The organism is Microbispora sp. KK1-11 (assembly GCF_006874435.1).
In the GTDB taxonomy this organism is placed as follows: domain Bacteria; phylum Actinomycetota; class Actinomycetes; order Streptosporangiales; family Streptosporangiaceae; genus Microbispora; species Microbispora catharanthi.
Genome location: NZ_VIRJ01000004.1, coordinates 59,233 through 84,369, shown reverse-complemented (window position 1 = coordinate 84,369; position 25,137 = coordinate 59,233). Strand labels below are relative to the sequence as shown.

The 25,137-nt window shown below is 70.8% G+C and carries 22 protein-coding genes; 15 read left to right on the top strand and 7 right to left on the bottom strand.

From position 1 onward, the window contains the following. Positions 1-44 precede the first annotated feature (44 nt). The 7 genes from FLW16_RS08060 to FLW16_RS08030 all read left to right on the top strand — a co-directional run bounded on the left by FLW16_RS08060 (position 45) and on the right by FLW16_RS08030 (position 7,603). The gene (locus FLW16_RS08060) at positions 45-686 is read left to right on the top strand and encodes an HAD family phosphatase (RefSeq protein WP_142559244.1); all 642 of its coding nucleotides are present in this window, start codon (positions 45-47) and stop codon (positions 684-686) included. Between the two features lie 69 nt (positions 687-755). Then, a complete protein-coding gene (locus FLW16_RS08055) occupies positions 756-1,250 on the top strand; it encodes a cellulose synthase (RefSeq protein WP_142559242.1) in 495 nt (164 codons plus the stop codon). Between the two features lie 366 nt (positions 1,251-1,616). Then, positions 1,617-2,609, top strand: coding sequence for an ABC transporter permease (locus FLW16_RS08050; RefSeq protein WP_142559240.1), 993 nt, complete (start codon positions 1,617-1,619; stop codon positions 2,607-2,609). Positions 2,610-2,661: 52 nt separating this feature from the next. Further along, a complete protein-coding gene (locus FLW16_RS08045) occupies positions 2,662-4,437 on the top strand; it encodes an ABC transporter substrate-binding protein (RefSeq protein WP_142559238.1) in 1,776 nt (591 codons plus the stop codon). Between the two features lie 90 nt (positions 4,438-4,527). Next, a complete protein-coding gene (locus FLW16_RS08040) occupies positions 4,528-5,547 on the top strand; it encodes an ABC transporter permease (protein ID WP_142559236.1) in 1,020 nt (339 codons plus the stop codon). After that, entirely contained in the window at positions 5,544-6,569 is a 1,026-nt protein-coding gene (locus FLW16_RS08035) for an ABC transporter ATP-binding protein (RefSeq protein ID WP_142559234.1), read from the top strand. Before FLW16_RS08040 ends, FLW16_RS08035 begins: the two co-directional genes overlap by 4 nt. After that, a complete protein-coding gene (locus tag FLW16_RS08030) occupies positions 6,566-7,603 on the top strand; it encodes an ABC transporter ATP-binding protein (protein ID WP_185949314.1) in 1,038 nt (345 codons plus the stop codon). Before FLW16_RS08035 ends, FLW16_RS08030 begins: the two co-directional genes overlap by 4 nt. 210 nt (positions 7,604-7,813) lie before the next feature. On the opposite strand, the gene FLW16_RS08025 is transcribed toward FLW16_RS08030, so the two are convergent. From FLW16_RS08025 to FLW16_RS08010, 4 genes are all read right to left on the bottom strand, one after another. After that, positions 7,814-8,497: a response regulator transcription factor gene (locus tag FLW16_RS08025; RefSeq protein ID WP_142559232.1), complete on the bottom strand. Its 684-nt coding sequence runs from the start codon at positions 8,495-8,497 to the stop codon at positions 7,814-7,816. A gap of 160 nt (positions 8,498-8,657) precedes the next feature. Then, positions 8,658-9,857, bottom strand: a complete 1,200-nt coding sequence (locus FLW16_RS08020) for a sensor histidine kinase (RefSeq protein ID WP_142559231.1) — start codon at positions 9,855-9,857, stop codon at positions 8,658-8,660. A 250-nt stretch (positions 9,858-10,107) separates the two neighbouring features. Continuing rightward, a complete protein-coding gene (locus FLW16_RS08015) occupies positions 10,108-10,968 on the bottom strand; it encodes a PD-(D/E)XK nuclease family protein (RefSeq protein WP_142559229.1) in 861 nt (286 codons plus the stop codon). Positions 10,969-11,034: 66 nt separating this feature from the next. After that, a complete protein-coding gene (locus FLW16_RS08010; protein WP_142559200.1) occupies positions 11,035-11,283 on the bottom strand; it encodes a sensor histidine kinase KdpD in 249 nt (82 codons plus the stop codon). A gap of 149 nt (positions 11,284-11,432) precedes the next feature. Here FLW16_RS08010 and FLW16_RS08005 point away from each other — a divergent pair, with 149 nt between their 5' ends. Together FLW16_RS08005 and FLW16_RS08000 are read left to right on the top strand one after the other, a co-directional pair. Then, positions 11,433-12,563, top strand: coding sequence for a site-2 protease family protein (locus tag FLW16_RS08005; protein WP_142559198.1), 1,131 nt, complete (start codon positions 11,433-11,435; stop codon positions 12,561-12,563). A 187-nt stretch (positions 12,564-12,750) separates the two neighbouring features. Then, a complete protein-coding gene (locus FLW16_RS08000) occupies positions 12,751-14,283 on the top strand; it encodes an FHA domain-containing protein (protein ID WP_142559196.1) in 1,533 nt (510 codons plus the stop codon). A 42-nt stretch (positions 14,284-14,325) separates the two neighbouring features. On the opposite strand, the gene FLW16_RS07995 is transcribed toward FLW16_RS08000, so the two are convergent. Further along, the gene (locus FLW16_RS07995) at positions 14,326-14,916 is read right to left on the bottom strand and encodes a TetR/AcrR family transcriptional regulator (protein WP_142559194.1); all 591 of its coding nucleotides are present in this window, start codon (positions 14,914-14,916) and stop codon (positions 14,326-14,328) included. Positions 14,917-14,968: 52 nt separating this feature from the next. On the opposite strand from FLW16_RS07995, the gene FLW16_RS07990 reads away from it, so the two are divergent. Together FLW16_RS07990 and FLW16_RS07985 are read left to right on the top strand one after the other, a co-directional pair. Next, positions 14,969-15,889 carry a carbohydrate kinase family protein gene (locus FLW16_RS07990; RefSeq protein ID WP_142559193.1) on the top strand — a complete coding sequence of 307 codons (921 nt, stop codon included), beginning with the start codon at positions 14,969-14,971 and terminating at the stop codon, positions 15,887-15,889. A gap of 49 nt (positions 15,890-15,938) precedes the next feature. Further along, entirely contained in the window at positions 15,939-17,162 is a 1,224-nt protein-coding gene (locus tag FLW16_RS07985) for an aminotransferase class III-fold pyridoxal phosphate-dependent enzyme (protein ID WP_142559191.1), read from the top strand. Positions 17,163-17,278: 116 nt separating this feature from the next. Here FLW16_RS07985 and FLW16_RS07980 read toward each other — a convergent pair whose 3' ends face one another. After that, complete coding sequence (locus FLW16_RS07980; RefSeq protein WP_142559189.1) at positions 17,279-18,391, bottom strand: GNAT family N-acetyltransferase; 1,113 nt, start codon at positions 18,389-18,391, stop codon at positions 17,279-17,281. A gap of 301 nt (positions 18,392-18,692) precedes the next feature. Here FLW16_RS07980 and FLW16_RS07975 point away from each other — a divergent pair, with 301 nt between their 5' ends. From FLW16_RS07975 to dop, 4 genes are all read left to right on the top strand, one after another. Next, positions 18,693-19,556 carry a tRNA (adenine-N1)-methyltransferase gene (locus FLW16_RS07975; protein ID WP_139572988.1) on the top strand — a complete coding sequence of 288 codons (864 nt, stop codon included), beginning with the start codon at positions 18,693-18,695 and terminating at the stop codon, positions 19,554-19,556. Positions 19,557-19,761: 205 nt separating this feature from the next. Next, positions 19,762-21,525 carry a proteasome ATPase gene (gene arc, locus FLW16_RS07970; protein WP_142559187.1) on the top strand — a complete coding sequence of 588 codons (1,764 nt, stop codon included), beginning with the start codon at positions 19,762-19,764 and terminating at the stop codon, positions 21,523-21,525. Between the two features lie 235 nt (positions 21,526-21,760). Then, a complete protein-coding gene (locus FLW16_RS07965; RefSeq protein WP_260615004.1) occupies positions 21,761-22,993 on the top strand; it encodes an acyltransferase in 1,233 nt (410 codons plus the stop codon). Positions 22,994-23,068: 75 nt separating this feature from the next. After that, positions 23,069-24,586 carry a depupylase/deamidase Dop gene (gene dop / locus FLW16_RS07960; protein ID WP_142559540.1) on the top strand — a complete coding sequence of 506 codons (1,518 nt, stop codon included), beginning with the start codon at positions 23,069-23,071 and terminating at the stop codon, positions 24,584-24,586. Positions 24,587-24,614: 28 nt separating this feature from the next. On the opposite strand, the gene FLW16_RS07955 is transcribed toward dop, so the two are convergent. Beyond that, a complete protein-coding gene (locus tag FLW16_RS07955) occupies positions 24,615-25,097 on the bottom strand; it encodes a septum formation initiator (RefSeq protein ID WP_142559185.1) in 483 nt (160 codons plus the stop codon). Positions 25,098-25,137: the final 40 nt, after the last annotated feature.

Here is a 25,137-nt window from a genome sequence, read left to right as displayed (position 1 = left end):
GTTGGTCCCCCCTCATCGGGGGTCTCACCGGGGGAAGGGGCCACGTGGACGCCGTGCTGTTCGACATGGACGGGTTGCTCGTCGACACCGAAGGGGTGTGGTTCGAGGTCGAGACCGAGGTGGTCACCCGCCTCGGCGGGGCCTGGGGCCCCGAGCACCAGGAGCAGCTCGTGGGCGGTTCCTGGGACCGCACCGTCGCGTACATGCTGGAGCTGACGCAGGCCGACGTCGACCCCGCGCTCGTGGGGGAGTGGCTGATCGACGGCATGGAGAGCCGGCTGTCGAGAGGCGTCGAGCCCATGCCGGGAGCCCTCGACCTGCTGCGCGGGCTCGGCGACCAGGGCGTGCGCACGGCGCTCGTCACCTCGTCGCTGCGGATCATCGCCGACGCCGTGCTCAAGGCCGTCGGCCGGGAGCACTTCGAGATCGTCGTGACGGCCGACGACGTCACGCGCACCAAGCCGCACCCGGAGCCGTACCTGACCGCGGCCGGCCTGCTGTCGGTGGACCCGGAGCGGTGCGTCGCGCTGGAGGACTCGCCGAACGGCGTCGCCTCGGCGACCGCCGCGGGCTGCCGGGTCGTCGCCGTGCCCGGCGTCCTGCCGATCGCCCAGGCGCCCGGGCGGGTCGTCATGCCCTCGCTGCTCGACGTGGACGTGGACTTCCTGCGGTCGCTCGTCCGGTGACGCGGGCCCCCGCGTGATCGCTTGCGGAGTGCCAGGATGGGGGTACGCCGTGGACGAAGGGGACCCGCCATGACATTCAACGACATCGCCTGGCTGCCGCTGTGCGGCGGCCTCACCGCGGTGGGAATCGGGCTCAGCTATCTGGCCTTCCGGCGCAGGGGGGCGACCGCCGGTCTGCGGGCCACCGCGTGGTCCCTGCTGCCGCTGGCGGCCTACCTCACCGGAGCGCTGCAGACGCTCTGGAACGTCGGCGCGGCGGTGGTGGGCTTCGTGACCGGCCTGGTCCTGTCGCCCGCGGTATGGGCAGGGGTGGTCCTTGCCGGGCTGTCGGCGCTGCTGTTCATCGTCTCCGGCACGCTGCGCGGCCGTGCCCTGTCCCGGACCCGTACGGCACGGCCGGAGCAGGGCGGCGCCACCGCGGCGACCGAGCGGCCCGCCACGCCCAAGACGGCCACGCCTAAAACGGCACAGACCGGGAAGACGGCACCACGACAGGTGGAACAGCCCGCCGGGGATGATTTCTCCGACATCGAGGCCATTCTCAAGCGCCGGGGAATCAGCTGATCATCCCACATCGTGGGACCAAGTTACCGGCCAGTGCAATGTTACAGTTCCACGACATAATCGAAACGGGACGCGGACAAACCCTTCAAGATCAACACGAATGAGTTTCGCGTGAATCACAGTTGAGCCACAGGGCGCCTCTGGGGACTGGTCAGCCCAGCTCAGACCATAGATTCTGCCTCCGGGGGTCGCACACCACGCGACCCCTTCGGACAATGTCGTCTGGGATCCAGGGGGCCTGCGCCAAATGGCCGTGCGAGGCAAGGTCGTGAGCGGCCGCCGCTTCTCTGGCGCCGGATCGATCCCGGGCTACCCCGAGCGCGTCACCGCGGGCGCGGTCCGCTCGGGCAGGGCGAAGGAGGATCGATGACCGCGCCGATGGACGTCACCGGTGGGGACGCACAGGCCACGCCGGAGGCCGTCGTCGACGCGTCGGGCGGTAAGGCGATCCAGGGCCGGTCCCTCGGCCAGATCGCCTGGATGCGGCTCAAGCGCGACAAGGTCGCCCTGGCCGGTGGTCTGATCGTCATCTTCCTGATCCTGGTCGCGGTCTTCGCGCCGGTGATCGCCGGGGCGTTCGGGCAGGACCCGACGCAGTTCAACTCCGACCTCATCGACTCCTCCACGATGGCGCCCAAGACGGGCACCGGCATCAGCGCCGACCATCTGTTCGGCATCGAGCCGGTGAACGGCCGCGACATCTTCAGCCGGGTCGTGTACGGCGCCAGGATCTCGCTGCTCATCGCCTTCCTGGCCACGCTGCTCTCGGTGGTCATCGGGACCCTGCTCGGGGTCACCGCCGGATACTTCGGCGGCCTGGTCGACTCGATCATCAGCAAGGCCATGGACGTCTTCCTGGCGTTCCCGATCCTGGTCTTCGCGATCGCGCTCGCGGGCATCGTCCCCGACTCGGCGTTCGGCCTGACCGGCGACACGCTGCGCGTCTCGCTGCTGGTGTTCATCATCGGCTTCTTCAACTGGCCGTACATCGGGCGGATCATCCGGGGACAGACGCTGTCTCTGCGCGAGCGGGAGTTTGTGGACGCGGCGCGCAGCCTCGGGGCGCGCGGGCCGTACATCATCTTCCGCGAGCTGCTGCCGAACCTGGTCGCGCCGATCCTCGTCTACTCGACGCTGCTGATCCCCACGAACGTCCTGTTCGAGGCGGCGCTGTCGTTCCTCGGCGTCGGCGTGCGCCCGCCCACCCCCACCTGGGGCGGCATGCTGTCGGACGCGGTGCGGTTCTACACGATCCCGCACTTCATGTTCTTCCCCGGCATGGCGATCTTCATCACGGTCCTGGCGTTCAACCTGTTCGGCGACGGCCTGCGGGACGCTCTCGACCCGAAGGCCCGCTGAGCCCCTCCCTTCCCCGTAAAGTCCCCCGGCTCCTATCACCAAGGGGTTTGCAATGCTAAGAAGAAGACTGGGTGTGGCGGCCATCGGCGCCGTGCTCGCCCTCGCCGTTGCCGCCTGCGGCGGCGGTTCGGGTGGCAGCACGCCGTCGTCCTCCGGCGGCGCCGCGGCCGGCTCCGACTCCAAGAGCGAGTTCAACGCCGCCCTGACGGGGGTTGTGAACCCGTCGGACAAGAAGGGCGGCATCCTCAAGTTCGCCAACGGCGGTGACTGGGACTCCCTCGACCCGGGCGACACCTACTACGGCTACTCCTGGAACTTCATCCGGCTGTACGGCCGGTCGCTGCTGATGTTCAAGTCCGCGGTGGGCAAGGAAGGCAACCAGCTCGTCCCCGACCTCGCCGAGGACCTGGGCAAGCCGAGCGACGACGCCAAGACCTGGACGTACAAGCTCAAGCAGGGCATCAAGTTCGAGGACGGCACCCCGGTCACGTCCAAGGACGTGAAGTACGCCGTGGAGCGGTCGTTCGACAAGGAGGTGTTCCCCGACGGGTACACCTACTTCAACGACTTCCTCGACTGGCCGAAGGGCTACAAGGGCGCCTACAAGTCCAAGGACGTCAACACCGACAGCGCGATCGAGACGCCCGACGACTACACGATCGTCTTCCACCTGAAGCAGCCGCTGAGCAACTTCGACTACTTTGCCCAGCTTCCCGCCACGATCCCGGTCCCCAAGGACAAGGACACCGGCGCGAAGTACAAGGAACACGTCATCGCCACCGGGCCGTACAAGTTCGAGAAGAACGAGATCGGCAAGGGCTTCACGCTGGTCCGCAACGACCAGTGGGACGCGGCGAGCGACCCGAACCGCAAGGCGCTGCCGGACGGCTACGAGGTCTCCACCAACGTCAACGCCGACGACATCGACAACCGGATCATCGCCGGCGACCTCGACGTCGACGTCGCGGGCATCGGCGTGCAGTCGGCGGCCCTCGGCCGGGTCCTGCCCGACCCCGCGATGAAGGCGAACGCCGACAACCCGACCAGCACCCGCCTCTGGTACACCTCGATCAACGGCAACGTCCCGCCGCTCGACAACATCGAGTGCCGCAAGGCCGTCGAGTACGCCACGGACAAGGTCGCCCTCCAGACCGCCTGGGGCGGCGAGTTCTCTGGCGGCCAGATCGCGACCAGCCTGCTGCCGCCGGCGATCCCCGGTCACGAGGACTTCAACCTCTACCCGCCGGGCGCCGACAACAAGGGCGACCTGGCCAAGGCCAAGGAGGCGCTGACCGCCTGCGGCCAGCCCAACGGCTTCGAGACCAACATCTCCTACCGCGCCGAGCGGCCGAAGGAGAAGGCGGCCGCCGAGGCGCTGCAGCAGTCCCTCGGCCGGGTCGGCATCAAGCTCACGCTCAAGCCGTTCCCGCAGGCCGACTACTTCGCGCTGTACGCCGGCAAGCCGGGCTACGCCAAGGACAACAAGATCGGCCTGGCCCAGAACGGCTGGCAGTCCGACTGGCCCGACGGCTTCGGCTTCCTGCAGCAGATCGTCGACAGCCGCGTCATCCGTGACACCGGTGGCTCCTCCAACATCAGCGTTCGCGACCCCGAGGTCGACAAGCTCATCGACCAGGCGATGAAGGAGACCGACACCAGCGCCCGCAACGCGCTCTGGACCCAGATCGACAAGAAGGTCATGGAGGGCGCCTACATCCTGCCGAACGTGTGGACGAAGACCCTGCTCGTGCGCAGCAAGAACGCCACGAACATCTTCGTGAACGACGCGTACGGCATGTACGACTACCTCGGCATGGGCGTCAAGTAAGCGTCCGCCGAGACCAGACAGATCCGATAGACGCGTGAACGCGGCAAGGGGGCCGGTCCGACCGGGCCGGCCCCCGGAGCCGGGGGGACTGTGGTCACATACATCATCCGGCGGCTGATCTGGGCGGTCGTGATGCTCACCATCGTGAGCATCATCACGTTCGCCATCTTCTTCCTGGTGCCCCGCCTGGCGGGCGCCACCTCGGAGAGCCTGGCCGCGCGCTACGTGGGGCGCACCGCCTCGGCGGAACAGGTCAAGATCGCGGCTGACAAGCTCGGCTTCAACGATCCGCTGATCGTGCAGTACGGGCGGTTCGCCAAGGGCATCGTCGCCGGCGCCGACTACGACTACGGTCCCGGCGTGGAGCACTGCCCGGCGCCCTGCTTCGGCTACTCCTTCCTCACCCGGCTCCCGGTCTGGCCGGACCTGATGGACCGGCTGCCCGTGACGCTCTCACTGGCCATCGGGGCCGCCGTCATCTGGGTCATAGCCGGTGTGGCGACCGGCGTGCTGTCCGCGCTGAGACGCGGCAGCCTGTTCGACCGGGCCGCGATGGGCGTCGCCCTGGCCGGCGTGTCACTGCCGATCTTCTTCACCGGCATCGTCTCGCTGGTCGTCTTCAGCTACGGCACTCCGTTCCGCATCACGGCCCCGGGCGGCAGCTTCACGCCGTTCGACGAGAACCCGGCCATGTGGGCCTACAACCTGATCCTGCCGTGGATCACACTGGCCTTCCTGTACGCCGCCGGGTACGCGCGGCTCACCCGGGCGGGCATGCTGGAGACGATGAACGAGGACTACATCCGCACCGCACGGGCCAAGGGCCTGAACGAGCGGGCGGTCGTGGTCAAGCACGGCCTGCGCGGCGCGCTGACCCCGATTCTCACGATCTTCGGCCTCGACCTCGGCCTGCTGCTCGGCGGCGCCGTGCTCACCGAGAGCACCTACTCGCTGCCCGGCATGGGCAAGTACGCGATCGACGCGATCACCAACCAGGACCTGCCCAAGGTCATGGGCGTGACGCTCGTCGCCGCGTTCTTCGTGGTCTTCGCCAACCTGGTCGTCGACCTCCTGTACGCCGTCGTGGACCCGAGGGTGAGGCTGGGATGAGCTTCCTGGAACTGAAGGACCTGCGCATCCACTTCCCGACCGACGACGGCCTGGTCAAGTCCGTCGACGGGCTGTCGTTCACCCTGGAGCGGGGCAAGACGCTCGGCATCGTGGGCGAGTCCGGCTCCGGCAAGAGCGTGACCAGCCTCGGCATCCTCGGCCTGCACAAGGGCGGGCGCGCCCGGATCTCCGGCGAGATCTGGCTGGACGGCGAGGAACTCGTCGGCGCCAGCCAGGAGCACGTGCGGACGCTGCGCGGCAAGAAGATGGCGATGATCTTCCAGGACCCGCTGTCGGCGATGCACCCGTTCTACACGGTCGGCGACCAGATCATCGAGGCCTACCGCATCCACAACGACGTCGGCAAGAAGGTCGCCCGCAAGCACGCGATCGACATGCTCGGCCGGGTGGGCATCCCGCAGCCGGAGCGCCGCGTGGACAGCTACCCGCACGAGTTCTCCGGCGGAATGCGGCAGCGCGCCATGATCGCGATGGCGCTGAGCTGCGACCCCGAGCTGCTGATCGCCGACGAGCCGACGACCGCGCTCGACGTGACCGTGCAGGCGCAGATCCTCGACCTGATGCGCGACCTGCAGCGCGACTTCAACGCCGCGCTGATCATCATCACGCACGACCTCGGCGTCGTCGCCGAGCTGTCCGACGACATCCTCGTGATGTACGGCGGCAAGTGCATCGAGTACGGCACGTCCGAGGACATCTTCGAGCGGCCCGAGCACCCCTACACCTGGGGCCTGCTCGGCTCGATGCCGCGCCTGGACCGCGAGCCGACCGAACGGCTGATGCCGATCAAGGGCTCGCCGCCCTCGCTGATCAACGTGCCGTCCGGCTGCGCCTTCCACCCGCGCTGCGCGTTCGAGGAGCGTACGGGCGGGCGGGCCAAGACGGAGGTCCCCGAGTTGCTGGAGACCGAGGGCGGCCACCTCGTGCGCTGCCACCTGCCGCGCGAGCGGCGGCGCGCCATCTGGGAGAACGAGATCAAGCCGAACCTGGAGGCTTCGTGAACGAGGAGCCCTTGCTGTCCGTACAGGGGCTGGAAAAGCACTTCCCGGTCACGAAGGGCCTGCTCAAGCGGCAGGTCGGCGCGGTCAGGGCCGTCGACGGCATCAGCTTCGACGTGAAGAAGGGCGAGACCCTCGGCCTGGTCGGCGAATCGGGATGCGGCAAGACCACCACCGGACGGCTCGTCACCCGGCTGATCGAGCCGACCGGCGGCAGGATCCTGTTCGAGGGCAACGACATCACGCACATGTCCCAGAGCCGGATGCGTCCGCTCCGCCGCGATGTGCAGATCATCTTCCAGGACCCCTACAGCTCGCTCAACCCCCGGCACACGGTCGGCGCCATCGTGGGCGCGCCGTTCCGCATCCAGGGCATCAAGACCGAGCAGGGCACCAAGAAGGCGGTCCAGGAGATCCTCGAACTGGTCGGCCTCAACCCCGAGCACTACAACCGCTATCCGCACGAGTTCTCGGGCGGTCAGCGGCAGCGCATCGGCATCGCCAGGACGCTCGCGCTCAAGCCCAAGCTGATCATCGCGGACGAGCCGGTGTCGGCCCTCGACGTGTCGATCCAGGCCCAGGTCGTCAACCTGCTCGAGGACCTGCAGAAGGAGCTCGACCTCACCTACGTGGTGATCGCGCACGACCTGTCGGTGGTGCGGCACATCAGCGACCGCGTCGCGGTGATGTACCTCGGCAAGATCGTCGAGATTTCCGACCGCAAGGGCCTGTACCACGCGCCGATGCACCCGTACACCAACGCGCTGCTGTCGGCGGTCCCGATCCCCGACCCGAAGCGGCGCAAGGAGCGGGAGCGGATCCGGCTGCAGGGCGACGTGCCCTCCCCGCTCAACCCGCCGCCCGCCTGCCGGTTCCACACCCGCTGCTGGAAGGCGCAGGAGATCTGCAAGCAGGTCGAGCCGCCGCTGGAGACGCTCGCCCCAGGCCACCAGGTGGCCTGCCACTTCCCGGAGAACGCCCCCTCGGGCGGCGCGTCCGCGGCCTCGCCGGAGACGGCCGCCGCGCCCGCGGACTGAGTCTTTCCGCCGGTACGGCCCCCGCCGTCTTCCCCCCAGACGGTCCGCGGGAGCCGTACCGGCGGGGCGTGTTCCGCCACCTCGGCCACGCCCCTGTCACGACGGTATCGGGGCGCGCCCCCGCCCGGCATCGGCCTCCCGTACGGCTCTCGCCCGCGACCACGGGAGGACAGGGCCCGCCTCGCTCCTCCCGAGGTCGTAGGCCGAGCGTCAGGAGAAGGCGCCGGGGACGATCAGCCCGGTCTCGTACGCGAGCACGACCGCCTGGACCCGGTCGCGCAGCCCCAGCTTGGTCAGCACGTTGCCCACGTGGGTCTTCACGGTCGTCTCGCTCACCACGAGCCGGGCGGCGATCTCGGCGTTCGACATGCCCTTCGCGATCAGGCCCAGCACCTCGAGCTCCCGCTCGGTGAGCCGGTCGAGCCGCGCGGGGGTGGCCTGCTGGTGCGCGGGGGGCAGCCGGGTGGCGAACCTGTCCAGCAGCCGCCGGGTGACGCTCGGCGCCACGATCGCGTCGCCGGCCGCCACCACGCGGATCGCCTGGACCAGCTCGTCCGGCGGCACGTCCTTGAGGAGGAACCCGCTCGCGCCCGCGCGCAGCGCCTCCACGATGTACTCGTCCAGGTCGAACGTGGTCAGCACGAGCACCTTCGGCACGTGGGCGCTGGGCGCGGCCTCACGCACGATGCGACGGGTCGCCTCGATGCCGTCGGTGCCGGGCATGCGGACGTCCATGAGCACCACGTCGGGCAGCAGGGCCCGGGACTGCTCCATGGCCACCGCGCCGTCGCCCGCCTCGCCCACGACGGTGACGTCCGGCTCCGCCTCCAGGATGAACCGGAACCCGGTGCGCAGCAGCGGCTGGTCGTCGACCAGCAACACCCGGATCGTCATGATGCGTCCGTCCTGAGAGGGGCGGCGGGCCGCCGCCGGGTGGAGGGGGACACCCTGATCGTCATGGTCCGTCCTTGAAGGGGCTCTGCTTGAAGGGGCTCTGCTTGAAGGGGCTCTGCTTGAAGGGGCTGGGATTGCGGGAGCTGGGATTGAGGGGGCTCTACTTCAGGGGGAACTGCGCGCGGACCTCGAACCCGCCCCCGGCGCGGGGACCGATCCGCAGAACTCCACCATAGAGCGCCACGCGCTCGCGGATGCCGACGAGGCCGTGTCCCTTGCCTCCGATCCGCACCGGCTCCTCCGCAGCGCCGCGCCCGTCGTCCTCCACGTGGATGCTCAGCTCGTTGGGCTCGTGCCGTACGGTCACCCAGGCGCGGGCGGCGGGCCCGGCGTGCCGCAGGCTGTTGGTCAGCGCCTCCTGCACGAGCCGGTAGGCGGCCAGATCCACCCCTGGCGGCAGGCCGCGCCGTTCGCCCTCGATCCACAGCTGGGTCCCCAGCCCCGCCTCGCGCATCTGCTCCACCAGCGCCGGCAGGTCGTGCATGCCCGGCTGCGGCCCGCGCTCGGCCGGGCCGTCGGTGCGCAGCACGCCGACGATGCTGCGCATCTCCGCCATCGCCGTACGGCCCATCTCCTCGATGGCGGTGAGGGCGTCCCGCGCCACGTCGGGCTTGGTGTCGAGCATCTTGCGGGCGGCGGCGGCCTGGACCGTCATCACGCTGACGTGGTGGGCCACGACGTCGTGCAGCTCCCGGGCGATGCGGGAGCGCTCCTCGGCCCGGGCGGCCCTGGTGTCGGCCTCCCGCGCCCGCTCCAGCCGGTCGGCCCGCTGGACCAGCTCCGCGAGGTAGGCGCGGCGCAGCCGCAGCGCCCGGCCGCACACCCAGCACAGCAGCAGGACGGCGGTGACGACGACGTGGTCGGTCCAGGACGGGGTGATGACCCCGGCGAGGGCACTGGCGGCGTAGGAGGCGAAGGAGACGACGAGGGCGGCCAGGCTCAGCGCCAGCCCCCGGCAGGCGGCCACCGAATAGAGCAGCACGAGCCCGCCGAACTCGCTCAGGCCGGGGTCGTAGTGGAGCGTGTCGAGCGCCGCCTGAGGGACGCAGGTGGCCACCAGCAGCACGAAGGGCCGGCTGCGCCGCAGGGCCACGGGCAGCGTGCAGGCCGCCGCCAGGATCAGGTTCAGCGCGTCCGCCGGGCGCGGTGCCGCGGACCGCAGCCAACCGGCATCCTGTCCGGGGGCGGCCGAGGCGATCCACCACAGGGACGTGGTCGTCAGCACCACCGCGAGGATCGAGTCGTAGATCAGGGGATGAGCCCGAAGCCAGGACCGCGTACTGCCGGGGGTGGTGCGCACGTACCAAATCTAGGCGTTCACCGCCCGCGTCCACCCTGCCCGAGAGGGATATCCCCCTCCTCCCCACGGAGGAGCCCCGCCGGGGGAGCCGTGCGGAGGAGTCCGAGCGAGCCGGAGGGGCGCGCCGCGGGTCTGGGCTGAGGAGCGCGCGGGAGCGAAGCGACCAAGCGCGACGAGGGCTGTGTCCCTGGCGCGCCTTGGACACGACCGGCGGATGTGAGCGCCCCGATGAGCGAAGCGGGAGACACCGTCACAGTTCGTCGCTGGCCGACCTTCTGCTCACGCGGGCGGACAGCCCCGGCTCGCGGTCGGGCACGGGCGGCGGGGTGCCGCCGAACTCCGGGCACAGCGCCTGGTGGTCGCACCAGTCGCACAGCCGCGAGCGGCGGGCGCGCCACTCACGGGTGCGCACGGCGCGCTCGATGGCCGCCCAGAGCGCCTCCACCTTGCGCTCGGTCGCCCGCAGGTCGGCCTCGTCGGGGACGTAACGCACGATCTCGCCGTTGCCCAGGTACATGAGCTGGAGCATCCGGGGGACCTGGCCGCCGCGCCGCCACAGCGCCAGCGCGTAGAACTTCATCTGGAACAGCGCCTTGGCCTCCCACTCGCGCCCCGGCGCCGTGCCCGTCTTGTAGTCCACGACCCGCATCTCGCCGGTCGGGGCCACGTCGAGCCTGTCGATGTAGCCGCGCAGCAGCAGCCCGCTGTCGAGCACGACCTCGACGTACATCTCACGCTCGGCGGGCTCCAGCCGCTGCGGGTCCTCCAGCGTGAAGTAACGGTCGACCATGCCGCGGGCCTGCGCCAGCCAGGCGTCCCGCTCTGCGTCGTCCTCGAACAGCCCCGCGTAGTCGGGTTCCTCGGCGAGCAGCCGCCGCCACTGGGGCTCCAGCAGATCCTGGGCGGCGGCGACCGTCCGGGCCTCCGCGGGCAGGTCGTAGAGCCGTTCCAGCACGGCGTGAACGAGCGTGCCCCTGACCGCGGCGGCCGAGGGCCGCTCGGGGAGCTGGTCGATCACCCTGAACCGGTAGAGCAGGGGGCAGGTCATGAAGTCACCGGCCCGGGAGGGGGAAAGCGCCCCGATGATGGCGCGCTCTTCGGCGAGGGTCATGCCGGAACTGTAGGACACCGGGCCGACAGAACGCTCCCGTCCCCCTCCATGCGCGCCGTGGCGGGCTCAGGCCGAGCCCGCCCCCGCGGCGGCGAGCACCGGCACATCACGCCTCACCGGATCGATGGCGGGCAGCCGGACCACGAAGCGCGCGCCGCCGGCGGCGGAGTCCTCGATGTGTATGGTGCCGCCGTGCGCCGAGGCCATCTCCCGGCAGATCGCCAGACCGAGCCCGGCGCCGTGAGGATCGACTCGGAGCGACTTCTCCGACCTGAAGAACCGCTCGAAGAGCCGCTCCCGATCGGCGGGCGGCACCCCGCCCGCAGGCGCGCCGGTCCGCCGGTCCGCCGGCCCGGCCCGCGCACCGGGACGATCACACGGTACGCAACGGGCGGGCGAGCTCTTAGGCTGATCTCACGCCGTGGCGCGTAGCATCGAGGGGCGTGGGAGGGGAAGGCGGCCACATGAGCACACCGGTCAAGGAGTCCACCGGACTGCGGATGGGACGGCCGTTCGGCATCCCGGTTTACGTCTCACCCACCTGGCTCATCGTGGCGGCGTTCATCACGATCAGCTTCCAGCCCCAGTTCGCCGACAGGCTGCCGGGCTACAGCGAGGCCGCCGCGTACGCCGTCGCGCTGGCCTTCGCGGTCCTGCTGTACGTCTCCGTCCTGCTGCACGAGCTGGCGCACTGCGTGGTGGCCAAGCACTACGGCCTGCCGGTGCGCCGGATCACCCTCTACATGCTCGGCGGCGTCTCGGAGATCGAGCGCGAGCCGGAGACGGCGGGCAGGGAGTTCAACGTGGCCTTCGCCGGGCCGCTGCTGTCGCTGGGGCTGGCCGGGATCGGGGCCCTGGCGGAGGCGTTCGTCGTGCCGCCGGGCGGCCTGGCGCAGGTGCTCGTGTGGCAGCTGTGGCTGTCCAACCTGATCGTCGGGCTGTTCAACCTGCTGCCCGGCCTGCCGCTCGACGGCGGGCGGATGCTGCGGGCGGCCGTGTGGAAGATCAGGCGTGACGCGGGCACGGGCACGATGGCGGCCGCGTGGGTCGGCCGCGGCGTCGCGGTCGCGGTGGTCGTGGTGCCGCTCCTCATGAACCTGATGGCCGGGCAGGAGCCCGGGATCGGGAGCATGCTCTGGACGGTGGTGCTGGCGTCGTTCATCTGGCTCGGGGCCTCCCAGTCGCTGCGCGTGGCCCGCGTACGGGCCCGGCTGCCGCAGTTGCGGGCCCGGGTGCTGGCCCGCCGGGCGATCCCGGTCACCGCCGAGGTGCCGCTGTCGGAGGGCCTGCGCCGGGCGCAGGAGGCGGGGGCGGGGGCCATGGTGGTGGTCGACCACGACGGGCGGCCGGTCGGCATCGTCAACGAGGCGGCGGTCAACGCCACTCCCGAGCAGCGCAGGCCGTGGGTGAACGTCGGCGCCCTGTCACGCGCCCTGGAGCCCTCGCTGGTGCTCGGCGCCGACCTGGAGGGGGAGTCCCTGCTGGACGCCATGCGGGACACCCCCGCGCCGGAGTACCTGCTCGTCGAGCGGGGCGGCGAAATCTACGGAGTGCTCGCCACGGCCGACGTCAACCGCATGTTCAGCGGCGTGTGAGCGCGGCGCCGCCGGGGACTAGGGTGCTGATCGAGACCGGGGCCGGACGCCGTCCGGGCGCCCGCCGAGGGCTCCCGCAGGCCGGTTCACCACTCTTTTTTGCTACTTTCTGGGGTGATCGATCCGGCACATGGCGTGCCGGCGATGGTGCCGGTCATCCGGTGGCGTTTCCGGAGGGAGAACTTCTGTGACGGAACAGGGCGTGGGGGTGGTCCGCCCGCTGCCGGGGGAGGGCGTGGTCGCCCATCTGAACGGTTTGCTGCTCGTGTGCGCCACCGGCGGCGACCAGCCGGTCGACGACCTGCTGAGCGCGCTGAGCGAGACCGCCACGACGGGCGGGGACGGCCGGGCGCTGGCCCGGAGGGTGGCCCAGGTTCTCGCGCGCGCCATGGACAGGTCGATCGGCGGTGAGCCGGTGGCCTGCGCGGTCGCCGGGCCGGCCGGGGGCGGCGTGGCCGTGCTGGTCAGCGGGGCCGCGTACGCGACCGTGTCGGGCGGCCCCGACGGCGAGGTCCGCCTCGCTGGGCACGACGCGCTGACCTGGACCGACCGTCTCGTCAACGGCCCGGTGTCCAGGGTCGAGCTGCGCCTGCCCGGAGCGGGTCCTTCGAGCCCGTACGCCAGGCTGGACGGCGGTGTGGTCACCGGGGCCGGGCTGGAGTGCGACCTCACCCGGCACGGCGACCTCGCCTTCCCGCCGCTGCCCCCGCGCCCGCCCCAGCCGCAGCAGCAGGGCGTGCAGCCCCCGCCCATCGGTGCTCCGGAGCCGATCGCTCCGCGCGGGCCCGTGGTGCCGTCGCCCGTGCCGCCGCCGCCCGTGTCGCCGTTCCCGTCCGGTCCCATGCCCGGTGGCGGGCCGTCGGCCGAGCAGGGGGCGCCGTCCCCGGGATCGTCCCAGCCGCTCGCGCCGCCGCCCGTCCAGCCGCCGTCCCACGTCTCCCAGCCGCTGCCGCCGCTGCCGCCCGCCCGCTCCGACCCCAATCCGCCGCACCACTCGGGACCGCAGCCGATGCCCTCGCTGCCCGAGCCCGCGGAGGACCGCGGCGCCCCGCACGACCTGAACGCCCCGTATGACCTGAACCCGCCGCACGACCTCAACCCGCCGCACGACCTGGGCGGGCCGCATGACTTCGGCGGGCCGGACGGGCCGCCGAGCGGGCCGTTCGAGCCGGTGCCGCACGGACCCGCCGACGAGGAGCCGGGCGAGGCGACCCAGATGGACGCGGCGCCCGAGCCGGAGCAACGGCCGATGGTCTACGGCGTCGACTGCAAGAACGACCACTTCAACGACCCGCGCGCGTCCTACTGCGCGGTCTGCGGCATCCCCATCGACCAGCGGGCGGTGGTGCCGTACAAGGGTCCCCGGCCGCTGCTCGGCGTGCTGCTGCTCGACGACGGCATGGCGCTGCCGCTGGAGGCCGACTACCTGCTGGGCCGCGACCCCGAGCGCGCGCCCGAGGTGCAGTCGGGCGAGGCCAGGCCGGCCAGGGTCACCAGCCCCGACGGCTCGGTGTCGCGCCGCCACCTGCGGGTCTTCCTGGAGAACTGGGACGTCAACCTGCTCGACCTGGGCTCGGTGAACGGCACCCAGATCCAGCCGCCCGGCGACCCCAACTTCTACGACATCCCGCCGAACGAGCCGGTGCCGATCCTGCCCGGCACGACCGTGCGTGTCGGCGTCTCGCGCACGATGCGGTACGAGGCCCACCGCAACGCCTGACGATCCCGAGGCCGCCGGGGCCACCGGCTCCCGGCGGCCGGATCAGGGGCGTAGCCGGTCGATCTCGCTCAGGATCAGCCGTTCCAGCCGCTCGCCTGTCACATGCGCGGGATACAGCAGCCGGTGCACGCTCAGCCCGTCCACGAGCGCCAGCAGCCGTTCCGCCACGTCCTCCAGGTCCTCGTCCGTACGGATCTCCCCGGCCTCGGCGGCACACCTGAGCAGGCTCGTCACCAGATAGCGGAGCTCGGCGGCCTCCCGCCGCTGGACCTCAAGCAGCGCGGGGCTCGTCAGGCTGCGGCCCCAGAAGCCGACCTCCAGCCCGGTCTCCCCGGCCCGCTCGTCGTCGAGGGGCACGTTGTCGAGCAGCAGTTCGCGCAGCGCCGCCAGGCCGGTGCGGCCCGACAGCTTCTCCCGCAGCCGGTCGGCGATCCGGCGGTGGGACGCCTCCAGGGCCGACAGCAGGATCTCGTCCTTGTCGGCGAAGTAGTGCGTGAGCACCCCGTTGGAGTAGCCGGCCTCCTTGGCGATGGCACGCGTGGTCGCGGCCTCGATGCCGTCGCGCAGGATGATCCGGCGGGCCGCCGCGACGACCTCACCCCTGCGCTCCTCGTGATTGACGATCTTCGGCATGGTCCACCACCTCGGTTGACATTTTAGTCGGGCGCCCGTCTATTATCCGCTCATGACGGTAGTGACGGTCGGCGTGCATATCGTCGACGTCCTGGCCCGCCCGGTCGAGTCCATCCCGGCCGGTCAGGACACCCACCTGCTCGAGCAGATCCGCATCACCGCCGCCGGCGCGGCCGCGGGCACGGCCGTGACCCTGGCGAAGATCGGCGTGCCGGTCGCCTCGATGGGCGCCGTCGGCGACGACGAGCTCGGCGACTTCCTCCTGATGATCATGGCGCGGCACGGCGTCGACGTGAGCGGCGTGGTGCGCAGGGCGGGGGAGCAGACGGCCGCCTCGATCCTGCCCATCCGCCCCGACGGCGGACGGCCGTCGTTCCACGTGCCCGGGGCCAACCTGGGCCTGGCGACCGCCGACCTCGACGCGGACCGGCTCGCCGGCGCGAAGGTGGTGCACCTCGGCGGCATGGACGTCACGTGGGGTCTGCACGACCCCGCCTTCTTCGCGCTGCTCGACAAGGCCCGCGAGGGCGGCACGGCCGTCACGCTGGACCTGCTGTCGAACATGCCCGACCTCATGCCCGGCGTCCGCGCGTTCCTGCCCCACGTCGACTACCTCCTGCCGAACGAGGAGCAGGCGCTCATGCTCAGCGGGGCGCCGACGCCGGAGGAGGCCGCGACCGCGCTGCTCGCCGAGGGCCCGAAGGGCGTGATCGTCACCCTGGGGGCCGCCGGCAGCCTCGTGGCCACCGCAGCCGGACTCACCCGTGTGCCCGCCCTGGACGTGCCGGTGGTCGACACCACGGGCTGCGGCGACGCGTACTGCGCCGGATTCGCCGCGGGACTGCTGCGCGGCCGGGACGTCCTCGGCGCCGCCCGCCTCGGCACGGCCGTCGCCGCCCGGGTCGCGGGCGGGCTCGGCTCCGACGCCGGGCTGGACGGCTTCGTCCCCGGCGACCCCGGCCCGGACGCCTGATCCCCGGCTCCCCACCTCCCCGATTCCCCCGATCTCAGGAGTGCCGCCCATGTCCCTCGACGCCTCCCTGCGGGCCCGTGCCGCGAAGGTCATCCCCGGTGGCATGTACGGCCACCTCAACGCGGCCCTGCACGGGGACCGCTACCCCCAGTTCTTCGTCCGCGCCGAGGGCGCCAGGCAGTGGGACGCCGACGGCCGTGAGTACGTCGACCTGATGTGCAGCTGGGGACCGATGATCGTCGGCCACCGCAACCCGCGGGTGGAGGCGGCCGCCGCGGCGCAGCAGGCGGAGGGCGACTGCCTGAACGGCCCAGGCCCGGTCATGGTGGAGCTCGCCGAGCTGCTGGTGGACCTCATCCCCTCCGCCGACTGGGCCATGTTCTCCAAGAACGGCACCGACGCCACCACCCAGGCCCTGATGGTGGCCAGGGCGGCGACGGGCAGGACCAAGGCGCTGGTCGCCCACGGCGCCTACCACGGCGCCGACCCCTGGTGCACGCCCGGCCTGTCGGGGGTCACCCCCAACCAGCGGGCGGACACCATCGAGTTCACCTACAACGACCTCGCCAGCGCCGAGGCCGCCGCGGCCCAGGCGGACGGCGACGTCGCCGCCATCCTGGTCACCCCGTTCAAGCACGACTCGTTCGAGGACCAGGAGGACGCCGACGCGGAGTTCGCCCGGGGCGTGCGGGCGCTGGCCGACCGGATCGGCGCCGCGCTGGTCATCGACGACGTACGCGCCGGGTGGCGGCTTGACCTGCGCGGCTCGTGGGAGCCGCTCGGCGTGCGCCCCGACCTGACGGCCTGGAGCAAGGCGATGGCCAACGGCTTCCCCATCGCGGCGCTCACCGGGACCGACGCCCTGCGCGGGGCGGCCCAGACGCTGTATTCGACCGGCTCCTTCTGGTTCTCGGCCACGGCCATGGCCGCCGCCAAGGCGACGATCGAGATCCTGCGCGAGACCGACGGCGTCGCGCTCATGCACCGCGCCGGGACCCGGCTGCGCGAGGGGCTCGCCGCCCAGGCGGCCGCGCACGGCTTCGTGGTCCGCCAGACCGGCCCGGTGCAGGTGCCGTGGCTGTCCTTCGAGGGCGACGACACCCTGGAGAAGGGCATCGCCTGGGCCGGAGCCTGCCTGGAGGAGGGGGTCTACCTCCATCCCTGGCACAACTGGTTTCTGTCGGCCGCGCACACCGACGAGGAGATCGACCGGGCCCTCCAGGGCACCGACGCCGCCTTCGCCAAGCTGAGGGCCGCGTACGGAGCCGGCTGAGGGACCGGCCGGCACCGGCGTGGCCGGGACGCCCGTCGGGCGTGCCGCGCCGCGGACGGCCCCGCGCTCGGGCGCCGGGTTCCGGGCGGCGCCCGAGCGCGGGAGGTCCGTTCCGCTCAGGGGCGTGTCCTGGCCCACTGGACGTCGTCACGGCGGGTGCCTCCGGGGCCGGGCAGCAGCCCCTCGACGAGGTGCTCCCGGGTGAATCCCGCCCGTTCGAGCACCCGGTGCGACAGGACGTTGTCCGGCGTGGTCCCCGCGATGATCCGGCGCAGCGGCGTGTGCGTGAACGCCCAATCGACCAGCAGGTTCGCCGCCCGGGTCACCAGGCCGCGCCCGCGATGGGCGGGGTGCAGACTGTAGCCGAGCATCGCCTGGCCGAGATCCGGGACGACGCCGGTGAGCTGGATGTCCCCGGCGAACTCGCCGGTCGCCGCGTCCCTGATCGCGATGTCCGCCCGCTGGCCGGTCAGCCACCGGTGCCCCGCGTACCGGCAGACGACCTCGCTGTCCGCGTACTCCGGCCGTCCGGGCGGCACGTGCGAGTCCATCACGTCGGGCACCGACGCCAGCGCGAAATAGTCAGCGGCGTCGGCGGTGGTCAGCGGCGTGAGCCGGACGACGCCGTCGGTGAGCGAGCCGCCGGGGAACCCTCCGGGGAAGAACGGCAGGAAGGGCGCGATCGGGTCGCCGGGGTCGGTGCTCAGCCGCCCGAACACGGCGATGTCGCCGGGCGTGTCGCCCCGGGGAACGCCGGCCCCGCGCAGCACGCCCTCCGGGGCGAAGCCGCACCGGAGGGCGACCTGCTGGCTCGCGACGTTCTCCACGTCGGCGAGCAGCCCGATCCGGGGGATGCCCCGGGCGAAGGCCTGCTCGGCGAGCGCCCGCACGGCGGCCGTGACGACGCCGCGCCCGCGCGCCCACGGCGCCAGCCAGTAGCCCACCTCCGTCGCGCCGAACCGGTCGGGCGGCTTGAGCCCGGCGGTGCCGAGCACCTGGTCCGTGGCGGCGTCGGCGATGAGGAAGTCGGCGCCGCCGTTCTCCCAGGTGCCGGGGACGACCTTCGTGATCCACGCCAGCGCGTCGTCACGCGTGTACGGCGAGGGAACGAAGGGGATGAACCGCGCGATCTCGGGGTCGGCACAGGCTCGGGCGATCTGGTCGGCGTCCCCCTCGACCGGCAGGCGCAGAACGGCCGGCCCGGCGGGGATCGCCTCTTGGGGCAACATGTCCCATTGTTACCAGCAGTGACACCGCATCGGCCAGGTGTTTTCCCGGCCGCCCCCGCTCCTCCTCCGCCTTGCGATGCACCACTCTGGACACCGCTCCGCCGGGCAAATCTCGTCGGTCGCGGCACCGGTGCCCCTCCCTCCGATCTTCGCCCCGTCGCGTCGCCCAGAGCGGCACCTCGCTTCGTTGTCGTCGTCGCCGATGACGCTGTCATCGGCTCCTCCTCCGCCTTGCGATGCACCACTCTGGACACCGCTCCGCCGGGCAAATCTCGTCGGTCGCGGCACTAGCCTTTTCGGCATGGGTTTTCGCAGGCACGGCCCGTTCCGGGCCGGAGATCAGGTCCAGCTCACCGACCCCAAGAACAAGCGGCACACGGTGACGCTGAAAGAGGGCGGCGTCTTCCACACGCACAAGGGGTCGATTCCGCACGACGACCTGATCGGACAGCCCGAGGGGTCCGTGGTGCGGTCCTCCGGCGGCACGGCCTACCTGGCGTTCCGGCACCTGCTCGCCGACTACGCGGTGTCGATGCCGCGCGGCGCCGCGGTGGTCTACCCGAAGGACGCGGCCCAGATCGTCGCCATGGCCGACATCTTCCCCGGCGCCCGGGTGGTCGAGGCCGGCGTGGGGTCCGGCGCGCTCACCTGCTTCCTGTTGCGCGCGGTCGGCCAGGAGGGGAAGGTCACCTCCTACGAGCGGCGCGCGGACTTCGCCGAGGTGGCCACCAAGAACGTGGAGAAGTTCTTCGGCGGCCCGATGGGGCAGTGGCGCCTGGTGGTCGGTGACTTCGTCGACGCGCTCGACGAGGCGGACGTGGACCGCGTCATCCTCGACATGCTCGCGCCTTGGGAGTGCGTTGACGCGGCGGCGAAGTCCCTTACCCCTGGGGGAGTTATTTGCTGCTATGTTGCGACAACGACCCAGATGTCCAGAACGGTGGAAACCCTGCGGGAGCACGGGAGTTTCACCGAGCCTCACGCGTGGGAGACCCTGGTTCGCGACTGGCATGTCGAAGGTCTCGCCGTACGGCCCGACCACCGGATGGTCGGCCACACGGGATTCCTCGTCATGGCCCGTCGCATGGCGGACGGTGTCACGCCCCCGCCGCGGCGCAGGCGTCCGGCCAAGGGGGCGTATGGAGAGGGGATCGAACAAGTGTGACGATTCAGCCACAACCCGGCAAAGCCGCGTGACACGGGAACATATGGGTGTGTTCCTAATGGTGAACCGAACAATCGGTCCATAAGGTATCAAACGCCGAACACCCAACGTAACTACACGAACACTGCCCGGCCAGGTTACGTACAGCGCCAAGATAGGTAGGGTCTTGAGTAGTCGTTCTCGACGGGGAAGGAGGTGACGGGGCGTGGCAGCTCGCGACGACGCTGAGGCTCGAGCCGCGCAGCGCGAACGGGAGGTCGCGGATCTCACAACACAGGTCTCCTTCCTGCAAGAGGAGATCACCGCGTTGCGCCGGAAGCTGGCCGAGTCTCCCCGGCAGGCCAGGGTCATCGAGGAGCGTCTCCACGAGGCGCAGGCACAGGTGGCCGCCCTCACTAGCCAGAACGAGCGTTTGGTCGCCACCCTCAAGGAGGCCAGGGACCAGATCGTCGCCCTCAAGGAGGAGGTCGACCGGCTGGCACAGCCGCCGTCCGGATTCGGCGTTTTCCTCGAGGCCAGGGACGACGGCACGATCGAGGTGTTCACGGGCGGGCGCAAGCTCCGGGTGAACGTCAGTCCGGCGGTCGACGTCGACTCGCTCAAGCGTGGCCAGGAGGTCATGCTGAACGAGGCGCTCAACGTCGTCGAGGCCCTCGGCTACGAGGACGTCGGCGAGATCGTGATGCTCAAGGAGTTGCTGGAGAGCGGCGACCGCGCGCTCGTCATCTCGCACGCCGACGAGGAGCGGGTCGTCAAGCTCGCCCACTCGCTGCTGGACCAGCCGCTGCGGGCCGGCGACTCCCTCCTGCTCGAACCCCGTTCCAACTACGTCTACGAACGCATCCCCAAGTCGGAGGTGGAGGAGCTCGTCCTCGAGGAGGTCCCCGACATCTCCTACGAGGAGATCGGCGGTCTCGGCCGGCAGATCGAGCAGATCAGGGACGCCATCGAGCTGCCCTACCTGCACGCCGACCTGTTCCGCGAGCACAAGCTCCGGCCGCCGAAGGGCGTGCTGCTGTACGGCCCGCCCGGCTGCGGCAAGACGCTCATCGCCAAGGCGGTGGCCAACTCCCTGGCCAAGCAGGTCGCGGAGAAGACCGGCCAGTCCGGCAAGAGCTTCTTCCTCAACATCAAGGGCCCCGAGCTTCTCAACAAGTACGTCGGTGAGACCGAGCGGCACATCCGCCTGGTCTTCCAGCGGGCGCGTGAGAAGGCGTCCGAGGGCACCCCGGTGATCGTGTTCTTCGACGAGATGGACTCGATCTTCCGCACCCGCGGCTCCGGTGTGTCCTCCGACGTCGAGAACACCATCGTCCCCCAGCTCCTTTCGGAGATCGACGGTGTCGAGGGCCTGGAGAACGTCATCGTCATCGGCGCCTCCAACCGCGAGGACATGATCGACCCGGCGATCCTGCGGCCCGGCCGCCTGGACGTCAAGATCAAGATCGAGCGGCCCGACGCCGAGGCGGCCAAGGACATCTTCTCGAAGTACATCGTCAGCGACCTGCCGCTGCACCCGGACGACCTGACCGAGCACGGCTCCAGCCGTGAGGGCACGATCGCCGCGATGATCCAGCGGGTCGTCGAGCGGATGTACGCCGAGAGCGAGGAGAACCGCTTCCTCGAGGTGACCTACGCCAACGGCGACAAGGAAGTCCTCTACTTCAAGGACTTCAACTCCGGCGCCATGATTCAGAACATCGTGGACCGGGGCAAGAAGATGGCCATCAAGGAGTTCCTCGACACCGGGCAGAAGGGCCTGCGGATCTCGCACCTGCTGGCCGCCTGCGTGGACGAGTTCTCCGAGAACGAGGACCTGCCCAACACCACCAACCCCGACGACTGGGCCCGCATCTCCGGCAAGAAGGGCGAGCGGATCGTCTACATCCGCACCCTCGTGCAGGGCAAGCAGGGCACCGAGGCCGGGCGGTCGATCGACACGGTCGCCAACACCGGCCAGTACCTGTAACACCCCGGCTCCGGCCGGACCGGTGCCATCGAGGAGCGGCGCGACCCCGGGTCGCGCCGCTCCTCCGGCTTTCCGGGCCCTTTCCGGCGCCGGTACGCGGACAGAGTCGCAGCAGATGGGGCAAAAGCGACCTTTCGTGACGATCGTGATCTGAGGGAACCGAAACCCGGAGTGATCACGTCAAAGAGGGCATGATCTTCCTTGGCTCGCGCGGGTGACCGCTGTGGGACAGCCTGTGAGACAGCCCCTGCGCCAGTCCGATCCGGCCCCCGCCGCGCCGAGTGCGGTCCCCGCGCGGGGCGCCGCCCCGGCCATCAGGAGCCGCCGCCTTGTCGAGCTCGACGTCCTGCGCTTCGTGGCCGCCTTCGCCGTCATGGCCTTCCACTTCATGGCGGCCAGCAAATCGCTGTGGGACGAGTACCCGACCAAGCTGTTCGAGCCGGTCGCCCGGCTGACCACGCTGGGCATCCTCGGCGTCGAGCTGTTCTTCCTCATCAGCGGGTTCGTCATCCTGATGAGCGTCTGGGGGCACACGGTCGGCGAGTTCGCCGTCTCCCGGGTGTCGCGGTTGTACCCGGCGTACTGGTTCGCCGTGATCATGATCTTCATCATGTACCGGTTCAGCGGGGTCGCCGGGTTCGACCCCAAGCTCAGCGACGGCGAGTACCTGCTCAACCTGACCATGTTCCAGGGGGCCTTCGGCGTCGGCCACGCCGGCGGCGTCTTCTGGTCCCTCTGGGTGGAGCTGCGGTTCTACGTCCTCATGGCGCTGTTCTCCCTCGTGGGGATCACGCTGCGGCGCTGCCTGGTGTTCCTGGCGGCCTGGTCCGGCCTGGCGCTGCTGGCCGAGTTCACCCAGAACGAGACGCTGGCCTTCGTCTTCATGCCGCGGCAGGCGCCGTACTTCATCGCGGGCATGGCCTTCTTCCTGATCCACCGCTTCGGGGCGCGTTCCGGGGCCTTCATCCCGTGGCTGCTCGTGGCCGCGGGCTACGGAATGTCCCTGTACGCGGCCATGGAGCGCGTGGGGGAGCGGGTGCGCCTGGTCGGCATCAAGCACTACCCGGCGCCCCCTGAGGGCGTCGTCGTCGCGATCACGATCGTCTACCTCCTGATGGCCGCGGTCGCCCTCGGCTGGCTGCGGTGGGTGCGCTGGCGTCGCCTCGTCACCCTCGGGGCACTCACGTATCCCCTCTATCTCGTGCATCAGACGGTCTCGGCCGTCGTCATCCCCGCGTACCGGGACGTGATCGACCCGTGGCCGCTGGTCGCGATCACGATGGCGGTCTCGATCGGGCTCGCGTATCTGATCTACCGTATGGTGGACAAGCCCGGTCAGCGCTGGCTCCGTGCCAGGCTGGGGGCCCTGCTCGACCGTTCACGGAGGTCCCGTCCCCGGGGTCGCGGGGGTACCTCCCGGACTGCGACGGCCATTCCGGCGCAAAGTCCCGAGGCATCTGTGCCGTAACTGTTCGGTAGCAGGGCATAGAGAAAGGGCTAGGCTCGGATATGACTACGACGGCCTGAAGCAGGCGGGGTGCGAATGACGGTTCGGCGGGTGATGGGCATCGAGACCGAGTACGGCATCGCCGTGCCCGGTCAACCGGGAGCGAACGCGATGGTGACCTCCTCACAGGTCGTCAACGCGTACCTGGCGGCGTCGGCCGCCCGGGCTCGCCGGGCCCGGTGGGACTTCGAGGAGGAGAACCCGCTCCGCGATGCCCGAGGGTTCGACCTGGCCCGTGAGGTGGCCGACCAGAGCCAGCTCACCGACGAGGACCTCGGGCTCGCCAACGTGATCCTCACCAACGGCGCGCGCCTCTACGTCGACCACGCCCACCCGGAGTACTCCACACCCGAGTGCACCAACCCCCGGGCCGCGGTGATCTGGGACAAGGCCGGCGAGCGGGTGATGTACGACGCCGCCGTGCGGGCGTCCTCCGTGCCCGGCAACGCCCCCATCCAGCTGTACAAGAACAACACCGACGCCAAGGGCGCGTCGTACGGCTGCCACGAGAACTACCTCATGCGCCGCGCGACGCCGTTCGCCGACATCGTCAGGCATCTGACGCCGTTCTTCGTGTCGCGGCAGGTCGTGTGCGGCGCGGGCAAGGTCGGCATCGGCCAGGACTCGCGCGGCGAGGGTTTCCAGATCAGCCAGCGGGCCGACTTCTTCGAGGTCGAGGTCGGGCTGGAGACCACGCTCAAGCGGCCGATCATCAACACCCGGGACGAGCCGCACGCCGACCCGGAGAAGTACCGGCGACTGCACGTGATCATCGGCGACGCCAACATGTCGGAAATTTCGACATATTTGAAGCTGGGCACGACGGCGCTGGTCCTGGCGATGATCGAGGAGGGGTTCCTCACCATCGACCTGACCCCCGAGTCGCCGGTCGCGGCGCTGCGCGCGGTCTCCCACGACCCGACCTGCAAGTACGAGATCGCGCTGCGCAACGGACGGAAGATGACCGCCGTGCAGCTGCAGATGGAATACCTGGAGCAGGCCCGCAAGTACGTCGAGGACCGCTTCGGCTCGGGCGTGGACGACCTCACCAAGGACGTGCTCAACCGCTGGGAGTCGGTGCTCACCCGGCTCGCGGAGGACCCGATGCAGTTGTCGCGGGAGCTCGACTGGGTCGCCAAGCTGGAGATCCTGGAGGGCTACCGCACCCGCGACAACCTGCCGTGGTCGCATCCGCGGCTGCAACTGGTCGACCTGCAGTACACCGACATCCGCCCCGACCGCGGCCTGTACAACCGGCTGGTCGCCAGGGGCCGCATGCAGCGCCTGGTGACCGACGAGGACGTCGAGCGGGCGGTCGAGATGCCGCCCACCGACACCCGGGCCTACTTCCGCGGCCGGTGCCTGCGGCAGTACAGCGAGTCGGTCGCCGCCGCCTCCTGGGACTCGGTCATCTTCGACATCCCGGGCCGCGAGTCGCTGCAGCGCGTGCCGACCCTGGAGCCGCTGCGCGGCACCAAGGCGCATGTGGGCGATCTGCTCGACCGGTGCCGTACGGCCGCCGACCTCGTCGCCGCCCTCACCGGCGAGGGCTGAGCGGGACCGGCGCCGGCCGGTGACCCGTTCAGTCGTGCCGGGTGATCCGGGGGACCGGCACGCCGCCGGCGCAGCGCACCTCGATCTCGAACCTGCCCTCGTCCGACTCGAACTTCACCCGGGCGCGGTCGTCCGGCCCGGGGTCGACGTCGTCCACCTCGAAGCCCTGCGCCGGGGTCCACGACTGGAGCCGGACCTGCCCGCCCTCGCACCGGGCGATCAGGCTGCCCCCGGCCGTGGAGACGAGCCTGCGCCCCGTCGCGGGCGCGGCGCTCGGCGTCTCGCCGCCGGATGGGCCCACCGGGGCCGCACCGGTGGGTGTGGAGGCGGGGGAGGGCGGACCCGGAGTGTCGCGGGCGAGCGCGAGGCGGATCTCCTCGGCCGTCATCGGCCGCTCCGCCGGGCCCGTGAGCGGCCGGCCGAGCAGGCCGAGCACCGCCACGCCCGTACCGGTGGCGAGGGCGGCGGCCAGAAGCCACCCGGCGACGGCGAGTACGAGGCGGCTGTTCACGCCGCCACTCTCCCACCCCGAACGCTAAGGGATTGCTAAG

Excerpts from the sequence above, each read along its gene's own strand:
- FLW16_RS07975 (WP_139572988.1), top strand. The coding sequence starts at position 18,693 with ATGGGTTTTCGCAGGCACGGCCCGTTCCGGGCCGGAGATCAGGTCCAG.
- FLW16_RS07995 (WP_142559194.1), bottom strand. The coding sequence starts at position 14,916 with ATGCCGAAGATCGTCAATCACGAGGAGCGCAGGGGTGAGGTCGTCGCG.
- FLW16_RS08015 (WP_142559229.1), bottom strand. The coding sequence starts at position 10,968 with ATGACCCTCGCCGAAGAGCGCGCCATCATCGGGGCGCTTTCCCCCTCC.
- dop (WP_142559540.1), top strand. The coding sequence starts at position 23,069 with ATGACGGTTCGGCGGGTGATGGGCATCGAGACCGAGTACGGCATCGCC.
- FLW16_RS08055 (WP_142559242.1), top strand. The coding sequence starts at position 756 with ATGACATTCAACGACATCGCCTGGCTGCCGCTGTGCGGCGGCCTCACC.
- FLW16_RS08045 (WP_142559238.1), top strand. The coding sequence starts at position 2,662 with ATGCTAAGAAGAAGACTGGGTGTGGCGGCCATCGGCGCCGTGCTCGCC.
- FLW16_RS07985 (WP_142559191.1), top strand. The coding sequence starts at position 15,939 with ATGTCCCTCGACGCCTCCCTGCGGGCCCGTGCCGCGAAGGTCATCCCC.
- FLW16_RS08005 (WP_142559198.1), top strand. The coding sequence starts at position 11,433 with ATGAGCACACCGGTCAAGGAGTCCACCGGACTGCGGATGGGACGGCCG.
- FLW16_RS07980 (WP_142559189.1), bottom strand. The coding sequence starts at position 18,391 with ATGTTGCCCCAAGAGGCGATCCCCGCCGGGCCGGCCGTTCTGCGCCTG.
- FLW16_RS08035 (WP_142559234.1), top strand. The coding sequence starts at position 5,544 with ATGAGCTTCCTGGAACTGAAGGACCTGCGCATCCACTTCCCGACCGAC.
- FLW16_RS08050 (WP_142559240.1), top strand. The coding sequence starts at position 1,617 with ATGACCGCGCCGATGGACGTCACCGGTGGGGACGCACAGGCCACGCCG.
- FLW16_RS07990 (WP_142559193.1), top strand. The coding sequence starts at position 14,969 with ATGACGGTAGTGACGGTCGGCGTGCATATCGTCGACGTCCTGGCCCGC.
- FLW16_RS08025 (WP_142559232.1), bottom strand. The coding sequence starts at position 8,497 with ATGACGATCCGGGTGTTGCTGGTCGACGACCAGCCGCTGCTGCGCACC.